Annotated in this window: 11 protein-coding genes; 5 read left to right on the top strand and 6 right to left on the bottom strand. The window is 33.9% G+C overall.

Going from position 1 to position 14,683, the window contains the following annotated elements; all coding sequences use genetic code 11:
* Position 1: 1 nt before the first annotated feature.
* A complete protein-coding gene (locus H603_RS0108980; RefSeq protein ID WP_026708275.1) occupies positions 2 to 2,224 on the bottom strand; it encodes a carboxy terminal-processing peptidase in 2,223 nt (740 codons plus the stop codon).
* A 209-nt stretch (positions 2,225 to 2,433) separates the two neighbouring features.
* Between H603_RS0108980 and surE the strand changes: the two genes are divergently transcribed.
* The 5 genes from surE to H603_RS0108955 all read left to right on the top strand — a co-directional run bounded on the left by surE (position 2,434) and on the right by H603_RS0108955 (position 7,233).
* Positions 2,434 to 3,213: a 5'/3'-nucleotidase SurE gene (surE, locus tag H603_RS0108975; protein ID WP_026708274.1), complete on the top strand. Its 780-nt coding sequence runs from the start codon at positions 2,434 to 2,436 to the stop codon at positions 3,211 to 3,213.
* Entirely contained in the window at positions 3,206 to 3,478 is a 273-nt protein-coding gene (locus tag H603_RS0108970) for a hypothetical protein (protein ID WP_026708273.1), read from the top strand. Before surE ends, H603_RS0108970 begins: the two co-directional genes overlap by 8 nt.
* Positions 3,479 to 3,551: 73 nt before the next feature.
* Positions 3,552 to 4,664, top strand: a complete 1,113-nt coding sequence (lpxB, locus tag H603_RS0108965; RefSeq protein ID WP_026708272.1) for a lipid-A-disaccharide synthase — start codon at positions 3,552 to 3,554, stop codon at positions 4,662 to 4,664.
* A gap of 3 nt (positions 4,665 to 4,667) precedes the next feature.
* Positions 4,668 to 5,165 (top strand): C40 family peptidase, encoded by a 498-nt coding sequence (locus H603_RS0108960; RefSeq protein ID WP_026708271.1) that lies wholly within the window; start codon positions 4,668 to 4,670, stop codon positions 5,163 to 5,165.
* Positions 5,166 to 5,202: 37 nt separating this feature from the next.
* Complete coding sequence (locus H603_RS0108955) at positions 5,203 to 7,233, top strand: ComEC/Rec2 family competence protein (RefSeq protein ID WP_026708270.1); 2,031 nt, start codon at positions 5,203 to 5,205, stop codon at positions 7,231 to 7,233.
* A gap of 43 nt (positions 7,234 to 7,276) precedes the next feature.
* On the opposite strand, the gene H603_RS0108950 is transcribed toward H603_RS0108955, so the two are convergent.
* Genes H603_RS0108950 through H603_RS0108930 form a run of 5 tightly spaced genes read right to left on the bottom strand, consistent with a single transcriptional unit; the run spans position 7,277 to position 14,587 of the window.
* Positions 7,277 to 7,744 (bottom strand): thioredoxin family protein, encoded by a 468-nt coding sequence (locus H603_RS0108950; RefSeq protein ID WP_026708269.1) that lies wholly within the window; start codon positions 7,742 to 7,744, stop codon positions 7,277 to 7,279.
* A 37-nt stretch (positions 7,745 to 7,781) separates the two neighbouring features.
* Positions 7,782 to 9,326: a peptide MFS transporter gene (locus H603_RS0108945; protein WP_026708268.1), complete on the bottom strand. Its 1,545-nt coding sequence runs from the start codon at positions 9,324 to 9,326 to the stop codon at positions 7,782 to 7,784.
* A 33-nt stretch (positions 9,327 to 9,359) separates the two neighbouring features.
* Positions 9,360 to 10,874 (bottom strand): peptide MFS transporter, encoded by a 1,515-nt coding sequence (locus H603_RS0108940; RefSeq protein ID WP_026708267.1) that lies wholly within the window; start codon positions 10,872 to 10,874, stop codon positions 9,360 to 9,362.
* Between the two features lie 22 nt (positions 10,875 to 10,896).
* Positions 10,897 to 12,411, bottom strand: a complete 1,515-nt coding sequence (locus H603_RS0108935; protein WP_026708266.1) for a peptide MFS transporter — start codon at positions 12,409 to 12,411, stop codon at positions 10,897 to 10,899.
* Between the two features lie 7 nt (positions 12,412 to 12,418).
* Complete coding sequence (locus H603_RS0108930; protein ID WP_026708265.1) at positions 12,419 to 14,587, bottom strand: S9 family peptidase; 2,169 nt, start codon at positions 14,585 to 14,587, stop codon at positions 12,419 to 12,421.
* Between the last annotated feature and the right edge of the window lie 96 nt (positions 14,588 to 14,683).

Below are 14,683 nucleotides of genomic sequence, written 5' to 3'. Positions count from 1 at the left end.
ACTATGATTTTGCTAATTTATCACTTTTTAGTTTATCATTTTTTATTTTTGTCACTGTTCTTTTAGGGTTAGTACCATCTTGAAGATCGTCTAACACATTTAAAGCTTCTTCGATATAAATATCTTTGGACAAACTCTCATGCCATCTTTCACGTTTTTCTTTAAGACTTGCATCGCTCTTCATTTCGGTTACTTCATAAGGAAGTGAAGTAAATATCAAATCGTTTTTATAATCAGATAGTGGACGGTATTTTTTAGCTTTTTCTTCGATGTCATTTTGCGCAGCTTTAAATTTATCCATATTCAAGCTATACGTATTGTCTTTACTTCGACTATCTACCCATTTAGCACTTTCTTCCATCAACTGAAATTGAGGATTACTTGCTACTCGTTGTTTACTATTAGCAATTGCTGTATTAAAATTAGCTGATTTTTCCCAAACTTTATATGGCGCTGCATCGATTTTATCCCATGGCATAGCATTATCAACATCACGTTCACCCATTTTTAAATAAGCGTATCTATCTGGCATCACTACATCACTGCTTACTCCTTCAAGTTGCGTTGACCCACCATTGATTCTATAAAATTTTTGAGTTGTAGTTTTCAAGGCACCTAGATCACCTACACTACTACTTCTCATAAACTGATTTAAATCAATAACATTTTGAACAGTTCCTTTACCATACGTTTGTTTACTCCCTATGATAACTCCTCTTTTATAATCTTGGATCGCAGCTGCTAAAATTTCTGAGGCTGATGCCGAAAAACTATTTACAACAATCACTAATGGTTTATCCCATTCGATTTTTGCATCTTTATCATATAAAACTTCTTTTTTTCTACCAGCAGATTTAATTTGAACTATAGGTCCTTGCTCAATAAACAAGCCTGCAATATCTACTACAGTAGATAATGAACCACCACCATCGTCTCTTACATCTAAGACAATTCCGTCTACATTAGCAGCCTTAAATCTCTCTACTTCTAATGCGATATCTTTACCTGCATCTCTACCATCTCTATTTTCGAAATCAATATAGAATTTAGGCAAGTAAATTATCCCATATTTCATACCGTTTTTCATAACGATACTAGACTTTGCGTATGTTTCTTCGATTTCAACAATATCTCTAATGATCGAAATAACTTTTATAGTACCATCAACTTTTTTAACGGTTAACCTTACTTCTGAACCTTTAGGTCCTTTAATTTTTTTCACCACATCATCAAGACGCATCCCTACGATATCCACAGGTTTTTCATTTCCTTGAGCCACTTTCATAATTACATCACCTGCCTCAAGATCTTTCCCTCTCCAAGCCGGTCCACCAGAAATTAAATCTGATATTTCAGTGTAATCATTTTTCTTTTGTAAACGCGCACCTATACCTTCAAGTTTCCCACTGATACTTACATCGAAACGCTCTTTTTCTTCTGGAGCAAAATAGTTTGTGTGTGGGTCAAAACGTGCTGTAATCGAATTAATATAAACAGAGAACCAATCTTCTCTATCTAAATCATTCATAAATCCAAAATACTCATCTAGTGATTTTTTTGCATTTTCACGTGTTTCCTTTTCAAGTTCCTCATAAGACTTTGCCTTATCAATTATTTTCGAAATACTATCTTTATTAGTTGCCGCCGCTAATTTTTTAGCATTATCATCTTGAACTTTAATACGATCAGTTAAAGTCGCTAAAGCAGACAATTTAACTTGCTTACGCCATCTTTCTTTTAATTCTTTACTATTTTTAGCATAAGGTGCTTTTTCATAATCTGTGTTAAATGATTCGTCCTCTTTGTAATTAAAAGGTGCTTTCAAAACATCTGTATAAATCGCTTTACTCTCTTCCATTCTTTTCATCAAACGAGTGTAAGTAAGATCAAAAAATGTCAAATCCTTATCAATAATTTCATTGTCTAAAAGCAATTCATATTTGGCAAAATCATCAATATCAGACTGCATGAAAAAACGCTTAGATGGATCTAAGGCTTGTACATAATCTTTATAAATTCCTTTAGAAAACTCATCATCTATAGCAGCTGGACTGTAGTGCCCTTTTTCGATAACAAAAGTTAATAATTCTAATAATAATTTATCCCTATCTGGATCTGGTTCGTTTCCTGATTTAATTTTAAATGCAAACAATGTCACAGATAAGAGGACAATTGTAAGGAGTATTTTATAATTTCTTTTCATAAAGATAATAATTGTATTCATCCAATTTTTTAAACTAAGTTACGGTAAAAACTATGCCAGCTACCGCAGGGTGCCTATAAATTTTTGTTAAAGATATAAAATTGAATTTTTGTTTTAGGTTTATCGGTTCAAGTTAATAAATTTTGTTTCCTTTGTTTGTAATTCCGCAGCAAGCAGGCTTATTTTTGCACTATTGCTGAATTTACAACTTTAAATTAAATAAAAAAAACATGTCTAAGAGAAAACCTTTGATTTTAGTAACAAATGACGATGGAATTACGGCACCAGGCATACGTGCACTAATCGATGTTATGTCAAAAATAGGAGACGTACTCGTTGTAGCACCAGACAAACCTCAAAGTGCTATGGGACATGCCATTACTATAAATAGCACACTGTATTTAAATAAAATTTCTGCAGAAGATGCTGCTATAACTGAATATAGTTGCTCTGGAACTCCAGTAGATTGCGTAAAACTAGCGGTGAACGAAATTTTGAAAAAAAAGCCAGATCTTTGTGTATCGGGAGTGAATCACGGTTCAAATTCCTCTATAAACGTTATCTATTCTGGTACCATGAGTGCTGCAGTAGAAGCAGGTATCGAAGGTGTTCCCGCAATAGGATTCTCTCTATTAGATTATGACTGGAATGCCGACTTTGATACAATTAAACCTTTCATAGAAAAAATAACTTTAGAAGCTCTTGAAAATGGAATGCCAAAAGACGTGGTTTTAAACGTAAATTTTCCAAAACTAAAAAAAGATGCGGTTAAAGGAATAAAAATTTGCCGTCAAGCGAAAGCTATCTGGGCCGAAAAATTTGACAAGCGAGTAACGCCGCAGGGAAAAGATTACTACTGGCTAGCAGGAGAATTTATCAATCAAGATAAAGGGCAAGACACTGATGAATGGGCATTAGCAAATGGCTACATATCTGTGGTTCCCGTGCAGTTTGATTTGACCGCACATCACAGCATTCAAGAACTTAATACTTGGAAATGGAATGAATAAATTAGAATTGTTTTATGGTTTATTAATAGGATTTGCGGGAACTTTAGTAGGTAGTTTTCTATTTATCACCCTCCTCACCGATTATACTTTTATTGCTGGTATCGAAATAATGAATTCACAAGGATCATTAGGGAAGCTAATAACTTTAGGTTCAATACCCAATTTAATCATTTTTGCCGCGTTGTTAAAATACAACAAAGACCTGATAGCTAGAGGTGTCGTTCTTGCACTGATTATCCTGACTTTGATCACCGTATTTTTATAAATATACACTGAAAATTTTTTGCTTTCGAAAGCAATTTATTTAGAACTTAATTTTACTATTAAATATTTTTTAAATGAAATATTACATTATAGCTGGAGAAGCATCTGGAGATTTACATGGTTCTAATTTAATAAAGCAAATTTTATTGAAAGACAATCAAGCCGAAATCAGATGCTGGGGTGGTGACTTAATGCAAGCAGCAGGTGCGACATTAGTTTCTCACTACAAGGAGCGTGCTTTTATGGGATTTGCTGAAATTATCAAAAATTTATCGTCAGTTTTGAAATTTATTGATGTTTGTAAAAAAGATATCGCTGAATTTAGACCTGACGCCTTAATATTTATTGATAATTCTGGATTTAATTTACGAATTGCAAAGTGGGCAAAACCCGCAGGATTTAAAACCTTCTATTATATTAGTCCGCAAGTTTGGGCATCAAGACCAGGCAGGGTTGAAACGATTAAAAAGACGGTGGATCACATGTATGTTGTGTTACCATTTGTGAAACCTTTCTATGAAAAATATAACTATCATGTAGATTACGTAGGCCATCCTTTAATCGATGCGATCCAAAGCCGAAAAAAAATAGATGAGGCTACATTTAAAAAGCAACATGACTTAGATAGCAAACCTATTATTGCTATATTACCTGGAAGTCGCAAGCAAGAAATTACAAGCATGCTTGCAGGAATGCTAAGTGTTGTCAAAGATTTTCCTGACTATCAATTTGTAATTGCCGGAGCTCCTAGTCAAGATTATGAATTCTATGCCTCTTTTATCACCAATAAAAACATTAAATTTATTTCGAATAAAACTTACGATTTACTAAACATCGCTACTGCTGCTCTAGTCACATCTGGAACGGCGACCTTAGAAACAGCATTGTTTAAAGTACCTGAAGTCGTTTGCTACAAAGGTAGTTGGCTATCATACCAAATCGCAAAACGCATTATTACTCTTAAATATATTTCGCTTGTCAACTTAGTCATGGACGAAGAAGTTGTAACAGAATTAATTCAAGAAGATTTTAATTACAAGAATATTAAAAAAGAGTTAGAAAAGATTTTAGAACCTTCTTATAGAAAAAAACTACTCTCTAACTACACCATTTTAGAGCAAAAACTGGGAGGTGTGGGCGCTAGTGAAAAGACAGCATCATTGATTATATCAGAATTAAAAAAATAAAACTTGAAAAATTTACTCTATTGTTTTGCTTTACTGCTTGTTTTAAACTCATGCAAATCTTCTTCGGCGATTGTTACTACTGCTGCAAAAAAGAATGAAAAAACGAGCAATAAAATTGCAGCATCAATAATTGAAGAAGCAGAAGATAACATAGGTATCAAGTACAAAACTGCAGGGACAACTAAATCAGGATACGACTGCTCTGGACTCGTTTTTACACTCTATGGAAATTATAATATAAAATTACCTCGCACATCAATTCAACAATCTAAAACAGGAATTGATCTAGGAAAAGATATTTCGAAAGCACAAAGAGGAGATTTAATCTTTTTTAAAACCAATAGCCGGTCACAGATAAACCATGTAGGCATCATTACTGAAGTTTATGAAGAGGAGCTGCTTTTTATTCACACCTCTACTTCAAAGGGCGTAATATTATCCTCAACTAAAGAGCCGTATTATCAAAGAACCTTCGCTCAAATTAATAGAGTAATTTACTAAATAAGGCTATGTAATTAAAATTCTGTACTTTAGAAAAATGAAAGTACTTAATTTCCCCTTAACACAAATAACAATTGCGCTAGTACTGGGCATACTATTTACACAATTCATTACAGTAGATACATCATTTACTTTTGGAATAGTACTTACTGCATTATTACTTTTGTTCGTCACAAACGTTTTTTACAAGAAGAGCATTGTATCCAAAATTTTTTATTCTAGTTTTTTATACTTCACAGCTTTCTTACTAGGGATTACCGCTACTATTGTGCAAGATGACAGTTTAAAAAAGGATCATTATAGCCATTTTACAGAGGCATTTCAAACACCCCAAAACGTAGTACTAATTCTCAAAGACAAATTAAAAACTACATCATATTCACAGCGTTACGAAGCTTCGATAGTAAAAATTGGCACTAAGAAAGCATCTGGTAAAATCATAGTCAACTTCTCACCCACAGCTGCCCTCGACAGTTTATCGACAGGTTCTGTTTTAAAATTAGAAGAGAAATTAGTTCCTTACAAAGTGGCTAAAAATCCAGATCAATTCGATTATAGTGCTTATTTAAAAAAGCAGCATATCTACGCTCAAATTTACAGTAATGATCAATTTGTCACCGTTTCAAAAACTAAAAAAACAGATATCTTCTACTATGTTGCTACCCTCAGAGCAATCATTATTGATAATTTAAAACGAAGCAGCTTTCAACAAGAAGAACTTAATGTGGCTGTCGCATTAATTATGGGACAAAAACAAGAGCTTTCACAAGAGTTGTTACAAAACTACCAATATGCAGGAGCCATTCATATTTTATCTGTCTCGGGTTTGCATGTGGGCTTACTGCTTGCTTTTATTAATTTCATATTAAGGCCCTTCCCTAATTCAAAAAGAGGAAGATTAATCAAACTAATTCTTACCATAGCATTCTTGGTTTTCTTTGCTTTGTTGGCAGGATTAAGACCATCAGTTGTGCGATCTGTGACTATGTTTTCTTTTGTAGCAATAGGTTTATATATTCGAAGAAAAAACTCGATATATTACACGTTATTACTTTCCATGTTTGTAATTTTGTTAGTTCAACCCAGCTTTTTGTTCGAAGTAGGATTCCAATTGAGCTATTTAGCGCTATTTTTTATTCTTTGGTTCCAACCCATTTTAGCTAAAATTTGGAAACCAAAAAACATAGTTGCCAATTATTTTTGGGATGTAATTACGGTAACTTTTGCAGCACAACTTGGTACTTTACCATTATCAATCTATTATTTTCATCAATTTCCCGGATTATTCTTCATTACAAATCTTCTTGTGATTCCGTTATTAACCGTTATTATGATTATAGGAATTGTCACGTTTTCAATCGCTGCATTTACAGTTGTCCCAATTTATTTTATTAAACCTTTAGAATGGCTAATTGTTGCTCTCAATGCAATTATAAACAGCATTGCATCACTAGAGCAATTTATAATGAAGAACATCGCCTTAAATCTTTTTTTGATGCTGATATTATATCTAGCTATAATTGCTACTGGGCTATTTCTGGATAAACCCACATTTAAAAAAGCAGTAGTTGCGTTATCTACCGTTTTGCTATTGCAATTGAGCTTTATTCATAACAGATGGCAAACTGCTTCCCAGAAAGAATGGATCGTGTTTAATAGTAGTCGCAACACTATCATAACAGGAAGAATTGGAAATCACATTACAGCTTATGGAAACGATAGTATTTTGAGAAGAAAATCTCAATTACTGAACACGTATGCTGTTGCCAACTTCTCTACAATCATCGCATCGCTGCCTGCAACTAACAGCTTCTTTTTTAATGGTAAAAAAATCTTGTTGATTGACTCCTCTGCAGTGTTCCCCAAAAATTGTAAGCCAGACATTATCGTATTAACCGAATCACCAAAGATAAATTTGGAACGCGTAGTTGCCTTGATGAATCCAAAAATAATTGTTGCCGATGCATCAAACTACAAGTCATACCAAGAGCAGTGGAACGCAACGTGCATAAAAATGAAAATCCCTTTTCATGCAACTGCAGAAAAGGGATTTTATAGTATTAAATAATTACCATTTCAATTTGTATCATTCGATACAGAAAAGTAGCTATTTACGATTTTTTACTCTTAATAATTTCGTCAGCGTTTGCTAACCATACTGTGGGCCCACCACTAAGATAGCCGCTACTACCTAAACCTACAAAATTTACTTTACCGTCCTTAGTACTCGCTTTGGCAAAATGAACTGTAGGAAAGCCTTTAATTCCAAATGCTTGTTGTAACTCATTATTTTGCTGCTTAATTTCTAATGCTTGTGGTGTTCTTCTAGGGAAGTCCAACTCTACTAAGACAACATTATCTTGAGCCCATTTTCGGAACTCTGGGGTTTTCAACACTTCTTTTTGTAATCGAATGCACCATCCACACCAGTCACTTCCAGTAAAGAATAACATAAGTGGCTTTTTCTGTTTTTCACTAATTTTAATAGCTTCTTTTACATTTGTATGCCAAACTAAATCTTGAGCTTGAACAAATTGAGTACCGAATACCAGTAAAAATAACAGAAGAAACTTTTTCATATTGTGTAAGTTAAAAATTTTAAAAAGTGAAGTTTTCTTATTTGACTCCGTGCATTAATTTTTTCATCAATGGAGAAAGAAGAACCATTAGCAGTCCAGCTCCCATTGGTACAAGTGTAAATATAAGAAAAAACGTTGACAAGCTATATTGTGTAGTGATCGTTTCAATCATTCCACCCATCAAACCAGCAATCTTATTTCCCATACCAATAAACAAATAGTATACACCAAACATGATACCAATCCACTTCGCAGGAACTAATTTACTCACATAAGACAAACCTACAGGAGAAATACAAAGCTCACCAAGCGTATGAAACAAGTATGCAGCTATTAACCAAAACATACTTACGCGTACTACAGAATCAGCATCAATACCCATACTTCCGTATGCTAAGAAACCAAAACCAGCACCTAATAAGGTAAGACCTAATCCAAATTTCATTGGACCCGATAAATTGTATCTACTCTCCCACCATTTTGAAAACACAGGTGCAAATACAACAATAAATAAAGAGTTTAATATACCAAACCATGTTGCAGGCACCTCAGTACCAACAGCTGCATATTCTCTTCCTACTTTCCATAAAACTATTGCCCAGATAATTATGAAACTAACTGATAATATTAGATTACCTATAGAATACTTTTTGAATGTTTTTGAAAATAATTTAATTAGCACATAAGTGATAATCAATAAAGGAACTATTGTTAGCAAAGTATCGGCTAGCTTGAACATAGAAGCACTACTACCAAACAATTCTCTTTGAGTAAATTTCTCAGCAAAAATAGTCATTGATCCACCTGCTTGCTCAAATGCAGCCCAGAAGAAGACAGTAAATACTGAAAATATTAAAACCGCTATTATACGATCACGAACAATATTAGCTGGTACTTTAACTTGTGCTGCTCTATCTATAGATTCTTGTTTTGAAGCTGCTGTTGGTTTTAAACCAATATTTCCAAAAATATTCTGTGTGAAATAAAATTGCAACATACCAAAGAACATGAATATTCCAGCTAGACCGAATCCCCAACTCCAAGATATTTTTTCACCTATGTATCCACAAAGCATAATACCTAAAAAGGCTCCTGCGTTTACTCCCATATAGTATAAAGAGTAAGCACCATCTTTTTTCTCAGGGTGTTTTTCATATGCATTAGAAATAATCGATGTCATGTTAGGCTTAAACAATCCGTTACCTACAATCAAACAACCAATACCTATGTACAACATCAATGGTGTTTCAAATGCCATCGCAGCGTGACCCATGGTCATTGCTAAGGCCCCTAAAATTACTGCCCAGCGATAGCCTAAATATTTATCTGCTAAAAAACCTCCTATTACTGGTGTGAAATAAACTGACATGGTATACGTTCCATACAATCCTAATGCATCCTCAACACTCCATGCCCAACCGCCTTTAGCAATTGAAGAGGTTAAAAATAATACTAATAAAGCACGCATTCCGTAATAAGAAAAACGCTCCCACATCTCTGTAAAAAACAATACAAACAATCCTGCTGGATGCCCTAAAACAGAATCTTTAAAAAATTGATCCGAAGAAGTATCTTGACTCATATGTAATTATATTAAATGTATTCTAATTATTTATTATTTCTCGTTGTCCTCAGCACCGTGAGTCAATCGTTTTAATGGTTTTAAAAGCATCAAAAATAATGTTCCTACAATAATTGTAAAAACTAATATTCCTAAAAACACTGCATATTCACCTAATTCACTCGCTGATTCACCTAAGATTCCCGCAACTTTATTCCCTAATCCTGTTGCTGCAAAATATACACCCATCATTAATGACGCGTATTTCACTGGAGATAATTTTGTAATAAATGATAAGGCCACAGGAGAAATACAAAGTTCCCCTATTGTATGAAATAAGTACGCCATTACTAACCAAAGCATGCTAGATGAACCCACTTTTTCGAATTCCATTGTCGCAAATACCATGAAAAGAAAACCAAATCCCATAATAATGATACCTATTGCCATTTTAAAAATAGATGAAGCTTCTTTACCCTTTAATTTTCTTTTAGCCCAATAAGAAGCTACAATAGCGGCAAAAATAATAATAAACCCTGCATTTAAACTTTGAAACATTACTGTAGGAACCTGCATTCCTAATAACATTCTGTCTGTTTTTGTATCAGCGTATAAGTTCATTAAACCTCCAGCTTGCTCATAAGCTCCCCAGAAAATAATTACCATGATAAATGATAATAGCAGTACTAAAAAACGATCTTTATCTTGTTGTGAATCTAATTCCTTATAAATCATCATCATTAAGGCAGCGATTACTGTCAAGAAGATAAACAACAATCCATATCCCCAACCCAAACTATACCATCCAAAAAGAGACAAAATTGCTAGGGCGATTGTTACTATCAATTGTTTTTTCGAAATCAATAAATTTTGAAAAAGCGTTCCATAAGAACTCTCTTCTTCTTCTTTTATATCTTGAACTTCTAAGTTTCCTACATGAGTCAAATATTTTTGCCCCCATAAGTATACTACTAATCCTAATACCATCGCTATTCCAGCAAGTCCAAAACCAGCATGCCATCCCCATTGCGCAACAACAAATCCAATGATTAATGTTGCTAATAATGACCCTGTGTTGATACCAATGTAAAATATACTAAATCCTTTATCTCTTCTAATATCCCCTTGCGGATACAATCCACCAACCATCGTAGAAATATTTGGTTTCAATAACCCAACTCCTAAAATAACTAATCCAAGTCCCGTGTAAAAAGCCCAAGTTTCTGTAAATACTAGAACTCCATGACCTATACATAAAATTACTGCTCCTAAAAGCACTGCCTTTTTTTGTCCTAACAATTTGTCGGCAATCATTCCTCCCGGAATAGACATTACATAAACTAACATCGTATACCAACCGTATAATGCCAATGCTTCTTGACTAGTCCATCCTAAACCAGGTCCTCTAGCATCTCCTAAAGTCTCTGTTGTCATGTATAGCACTAATAATGCTCGCATCCCATAGTAAGAGAAGCGTTCCCACATCTCGGTAAAAAATAAGATGTACAATCCTATTGGGTGTCCAAATAATGTTGATTTTAAGTGAGCATCTGCGGTAGTGTTTGACATAATCAGTTTTTAGGTTTGTATTTTATTTTACTTCTTGCATTAACTTTTTCACCAAAGGCGAAATCGCAATTAAAATTAATCCAGCAATCAATGCATAAAGTGCTAAATCTTTATATCCGTCGGCGTAAACCGTTAATTTTTCTAAATTTGATGCGTTCTCTGACGCTTCTGCTATATTAGCTCCTAATAGTCCAGCAAAGTATTGCCCGTAAGCACTTGCTAGAAACCACATTCCCATCATTACAGCCTGTGTTTTGTGAGGCGACAACTTGGTCATCACCGACATTCCTATTGGCGATAAGCATAATTCACCAAAAGTAATTATAAACCACCCAAATGTAAACAAATCTAAAGAAGTTTTGCCTGTCGCGTCTGCAAAGAATTTTGTGTAATAAAAAACATAAAACCCTCCAGCAAGAAACAGAAACCCCAAACCAAATTTTACAACTGTATTTGGCTCAATCTTTCGTTTGTGCATCCATAGCCAAATCAATCCTACAGCAGCAGCGAAAATAATCACAAAAAATGAATTAGCCGAATTGTTCACTCCATTTGGATCTAATGGAATTCCGAGTACCGTATTATTTAAATTATGTGCAGCAAACAAACTTAAGGACCCTCCACTTTGTTCGAAAAATGCCCAAAAGAAAATAGAAAACAATATAAACACTAATGCTGCTAATAATTTTCTGTTTTCTGCTATTGTGAAATTTCGCATTTCGTACAACAGATAAAGCAATGAAGCTGGACCTATGATGAACATGAAAATATCTGTATAGTCTGTATTAGAAACCATCGTCATAATAATGGGTATGATGATAAGCGAACCCACATACGTGGTGATTTCTAATGTTCTTCTTTTTGATTTTGTTTCTAAAGCTAAAGGAGAAAGACCAATGGTCCCCAAACTTTTTTGTGTTTGTGTAAATGTTAGCAAACTAATCAACATCACAAATGCAGCAAACCCAAAGGCAACATTCCATCTTAATGCTGGTGGTACTATTGAAGTAAGCATCGACCCATTTGCAACGGCGATACACAAATATCCGCCAATTAAAGCACCAAGATTTACTCCTGCATAAAAAAGTGAAAATCCAGCATCTCTTCTATGATCATCATCTTTATACAATTTCCCTACCATGGTAGAGATATTTGGCTTGAAAAAACCTGTTCCTATTATCGTAAAACTTATTCCGAAGAAGAAAAACTGTTTGGGATCGAAAGCCAAAATCATACTCCCAACAATCATTAATAAACCACCCCAGAACAATGATTTTCGATATCCTAAAATTTTATCTGCAAATAATCCTCCTATAAATGTAAATGCATAAACGAAGGCTTGAGTAGCGCCATATTGTAGGTTTGCAACGCGGTCATTCATAGCCAGTTCTGACACCATGAAAATAACCAGCATGCCCCGCATTCCGTAAAAACAAAAGCGTTCCCACATTTCGCTGAAAAACAAATACCACAACTGTTTTGGGTATTTTCCTTTGAAGTTTTGAATGTCTTCCAAAGATAAATTAGTAGTGCTCATTACTAGATTAAAGGTTTGAAGTAATAAAATTTGTCATTTTATTATACAATTGAATTCTAGTCATACCACCATATATTCCGTGATTTTTATCAGGATATATTTGGGAATCAAATTGCTTATTTGCTTGAATGAGCGCCTCCATCATTTCCATTGAGTTTTGCACATGAACGTTATCGTCTCCACTACCGTGAATTAATAAAAACTTCCCTTTTAATCCTTTTACGTAATTGATTGGTGAATTATCATCGTAACCACTTTTATTTTCTTGTGGTGTATGCATGTATCGCTCTGTATAAACACTATCGTAAAATCTCCAGTTTGTCACTGGCGCAACAGCAATTGCCATTTTAAAAGTATCATTACCTTTAAACAAACAGTTTGAAGCCATAAAACCTCCAAAAGACCAACCAAATATTCCAATTCTCGTTTTATCGACATAAGGATAATCACCTATAACTTTAGCAGCATCAATTTGATCTTCTACTTCGTATTTTCCTAATTCTAATTGAGTAACCTTTTTGAAATCGGCACCTTTAAATCCAGTTCCACGCCCGTCAACACAAGCTACTATGTACCCTTGTTGTGCTAACATCATGAACCAATAATCATTTGAACTGTTCCATTGATTAGCAACTTGCTGAGATCCTGGCCCAGAATACTGGTACATGAACACGGGATATTTTTTAGTAGGGTCAAAATCCTTAGGTTTGATCATCCAAGCGTTTAACTCATTCCCTTTTTCTGTTTTTAAAACAAAAAATTCTTTTGTAGGTAGATTGTAAGACTTTAAACTACTAGCTAAAGCTTTGTTATCTTCAATAACTTGTAATTGTTTCCCCGACTTGGCTTCGTTCAATGTATAACGAGTTGCTTGAGTAGTACTAGAAAAAGTGTTGATATAATATTGAAAGTTAGGACTAAAAGTAGCTGCGTTTGTACCTACTTCATTAGATAATGCTTTTTTATTTTTACCTGATAAAGCGATGCTATAAACCGCTCTATTGATAGAACCATTTTCTGTAGATTGATAAAACACTGTATTCGATTTTTCATCAAAACCGTAATATGATGTTACTTCCCAGTTTCCTGAAGTTACTTGATTTTTAAGCTTTCCGTTTTTATCATATAAGTAGATATGATTAAAACCATCCTTCTCACTAGTCCAGATAAAACTATTGTCTTTTAAAAAAGTCAAGTTATCTGTAACATCTACGTATGCTTTGTCTTTCTCGTTCAAAACCACTTTGGCTGCAGCCGAATTACCATCAATAAATAATAAATCAAGATTGTCTTGGTGGCGATTTAAAACCTGCGCTGACAAAACATTCGCATCGTTTGTCCACTGCATGCGAGCAATATAAAAATCATTGTATTTATCTAAGTTCACTTTTTTAGTTTCGCTAGCAGCAATATCATAAATATGCAAAGAGGTGATTGCATTTTTTTCACCAGCTTTAGGGTATTTAAATGTTTCAATAGTAGGATACAAACCAGTATTGAACATCGACATCGAAAACTCAGGAACTTCACTTTCATCAAAACGGATGTAAGCCACTTTTTTACTATCTGCACTCCAGTCAAAGGCTTTTACAAAGGCAAATTCTTCCTCATAAACCCAGTCAGTAATACCATTGATAATGGCATTCTTTTTACCGTCAGTAGTAATTTGTTGAATCGCTTTTGATGCAATGGTGTAAATAAATAAATTATTATCTTTTGCATAAGCAATCATTTTACCGTCTGGAGAAAAAGTAGGCTCTTGAACCTGAAAGTCAAACAGCTTGGTTAATTGTTTATTATTTGTGTTGTATAAATAATAATCTGCAGTAAAAGAATGACGAAAGATTTGATTAGCGTTTGCTGCAATCAACATCATTTTTTCAGTTGTATCGAATGTATAACTCGAAACAGTGCCTGAAATAGCTTCAAAATCCTTAGTATTAAACAAGGTGTTGGTCTTTTTTAAAGTAGCAAAATCAAACAAGTCAATTTGCTGACCGCCATCACGATTTTGATTTAGCACAGTATATTGATTGGTATTTTGTAAAGACTGTAGCTCATCCATACCTTGGGTACGAAAACTACCTGAATAAATTTTTTCAACTGTGATTTTTTCTTGCCCTAGAGCGCTCAAACACAAAAATAAAAATAAGACCGAAAAATACTGAGATTTCATACTGTTGATTTATATGTAAAAAAGAGTTCAATTTTAGTGAAAATTTTACAATTAATTTACATTTGGCGTGTTAAATATTCAAAACAATATTATTGA

It is taken from the genome of Flavobacterium frigidarium DSM 17623 (assembly GCF_000425505.1).
Classification (GTDB): domain Bacteria; phylum Bacteroidota; class Bacteroidia; order Flavobacteriales; family Flavobacteriaceae; genus Flavobacterium; species Flavobacterium frigidarium.
Note: the sequence above shows the minus strand (reverse complement) of the source record. Positions and strands in the feature narration are given on the sequence as shown.

Bases quoted from the DNA above. Each gene is read 5' to 3' on its own strand.
- H603_RS0108980 (WP_026708275.1), bottom strand. From the start codon at position 2,224: ATGAATACAATTATTATCTTTATGAAAAGAAATTATAAAATACTCCTT.
- surE (WP_026708274.1), top strand. From the start codon at position 2,434: ATGTCTAAGAGAAAACCTTTGATTTTAGTAACAAATGACGATGGAATT.
- H603_RS0108970 (WP_026708273.1), top strand. From the start codon at position 3,206: ATGAATAAATTAGAATTGTTTTATGGTTTATTAATAGGATTTGCGGGA.
- lpxB (WP_026708272.1), top strand. From the start codon at position 3,552: ATGAAATATTACATTATAGCTGGAGAAGCATCTGGAGATTTACATGGT.
- H603_RS0108955 (WP_026708270.1), top strand. From the start codon at position 5,203: ATGAAAGTACTTAATTTCCCCTTAACACAAATAACAATTGCGCTAGTA.
- H603_RS0108950 (WP_026708269.1), bottom strand. From the start codon at position 7,744: ATGAAAAAGTTTCTTCTGTTATTTTTACTGGTATTCGGTACTCAATTT.
- H603_RS0108945 (WP_026708268.1), bottom strand. From the start codon at position 9,326: ATGAGTCAAGATACTTCTTCGGATCAATTTTTTAAAGATTCTGTTTTA.
- H603_RS0108940 (WP_026708267.1), bottom strand. From the start codon at position 10,874: ATGTCAAACACTACCGCAGATGCTCACTTAAAATCAACATTATTTGGA.
- H603_RS0108935 (WP_026708266.1), bottom strand. From the start codon at position 12,411: ATGAGCACTACTAATTTATCTTTGGAAGACATTCAAAACTTCAAAGGA.
- H603_RS0108930 (WP_026708265.1), bottom strand. From the start codon at position 14,587: ATGAAATCTCAGTATTTTTCGGTCTTATTTTTATTTTTGTGTTTGAGC.